The sequence below is a fragment of the Microbacterium sp. genome, from assembly GCF_035556355.1.
GTDB lineage: Bacteria > Actinomycetota > Actinomycetes > Actinomycetales > Microbacteriaceae > Microbacterium.
Window position 1 is genome coordinate 1 of record NZ_DATMFG010000056.1, and the last position, 1,846, is coordinate 1,846.

A 1,846-nucleotide genomic window follows, 5' to 3' on the forward strand; every position below is an offset into this window, starting at 1 on the left:
GTGCTTGAGCTCGCTGGTCGGGTACGCCTCGGCGTGCCGGTAGGTGATCTCCTTGAACTTCTGCGCGCCCTCGCGCGCCACCGGGTAGCCCCGCACGCGGCCGATGAAGAACAGGCTCGGCGCCTCGGAGAGCTCCTTGGCGGCGCTCGCGAGGTCCTCCTCGTCGGCCAGGATCTGCGCGATCTGGCCGGGGATCGCCCGCAGGCCCGCGATGATCCGCTTGCCGTCCGCGAAGGACAGGTCGCGCACGCGGCCCAGCGCCAGCGCGAGCAGCGCGAACCCGACGCCCATGTGCGTCAGCGCCTTGGTCGACGCGACCGCCACCTCCGGGCCGGCGTGCAGGTAGATGCCGCCGTCCACCTCGCGGGCGATGGACGACCCGACGGCGTTGACCAGCCCGACGACGGTGCCGCCCTTGCGCTGCACCTCGCGGACGGCGAAGAGCGTGTCGGCGGTCTCGCCCGACTGGCTGACCACCACGTACAGGGTGCTCGGCTCGATGATCGGGTTGCGGTAGCGGAACTCGCTCGCGGGCTCGGCGTCGGCAGGGATGCGCGCCAGGTCCTCGATCATCGACGCCCCGAGCTGGCCCACGTAGTACGCGGAGCCGCAGCCGAGGATCTTCACGCGCGAGAACCGTCGCAGCTGGCGCGGGTCCAGGTTGAGGCCGTCGAGCTTGGCGGTGCCGAACCGGTCGTCGAGGCGGCCGGACAGCATCCGCTCCACCGTCTCCGGCTGCTCGTGGATCTCCTTGTGCATGAAGTGGGCGTGGCCGCCCAGCTCCAGCTCCTCGACGGTGAGGTCGATCGTCACGGCGTCGCGCGCCGTGTGCTCCTCGTCGTTCGTGAACGTGCGGAACCCGTCCGCCGTCACGGAAGCGAAGTCGCCGTCGTCGAGCAGCACGACCTGGCTCGTGTGCCGCACGATCGCCGCCGCGTCGGAGGCCACGAACATCTCGCCGTCGCCGACGCCGAGCAGCAGCGGCGATCCGTTGCGGGCGACGACGATCCGGTCCGGGTTCTGCACGTCGAGCACCGCGAGGGCGTACGTGCCGTCGATCTGCGCCACGGCGGCACGGACGGCGTCCTCGAAGCCCAGGCCGGCCGCGAGCTCGCGCGCCACGAGGTGGGCCACGACCTCGGTGTCCGTGTCGGAGGTGAGCTCGACACCGTCGGCGGTGAGGCGCGAGCGCAGCGCGTGGAAGTTGTCGATGATGCCGTTGTGCACCACGTGCACGCGGCCGTCGTAGGAGGTGTGCGGGTGCGCGTTGCGCTCGCTCGGCTCGCCGTGCGTCGCCCAGCGGGTGTGGCCGATGCCGGCCGTGCCGGCGAGGCGCGCGGGCAGCGCCGCCTCGAGGTCGCGCACGCGGCCCTTGGCGCGCACGACGCGCGACGGGTGCGCGCTCGAGCGCGGGTTGAGCACGGCGATGCCCGCCGAGTCGTAGCCGCGGTACTCCAGCCGCGTGAGGCCCTCGACGAGGACGGGCGCTGCCTGCTGGGGGCCGACGTAGCCGACGATTCCGCACATGAGTGGTTGCTCCTAGCCGTTGATGATCAGCCGTTGATGATCAGCCGTAAGACGATCAGCCGTAGATGACGCGACGGACCTGACGCTCGCTGAGCCCCGGGGCGGCCACGAGGCGCTCGCGGAGCTCGGCGGCGATCTGCGCGTAGATCTCCTCGTTGCGGCGCCCGTAGGTGCGCAACGACGCGTGCCGACGACGGACGTACTCCTCGACCGGTTCGCGGTACCAGGCGAGGACGTCCTCGACGACCCGCGCCGCCTCGGCCGGGGAGAGCCCCGTGGAGGTCGCGATGCGGGCGACGAGATCGGCGTCGGTCACCGG

The 1,846-nt window shown here is 71.9% G+C and carries 2 protein-coding genes; both read right to left on the reverse strand.

The features are described from left to right. Positions 1-1,527: glutamine--fructose-6-phosphate transaminase (isomerizing) (gene glmS / locus VNR19_RS16080; protein ID WP_325728286.1), on the reverse strand; the 1,527-nt coding region annotated here is incomplete at its 3' end. Positions 1,528-1,582: 55 nt separating this feature from the next. Then, positions 1,583-1,846, reverse strand: a 264-nt coding sequence (locus VNR19_RS16085) for a hypothetical protein (RefSeq protein ID WP_414684197.1), incomplete at its 5' end; no start/stop codon positions are given.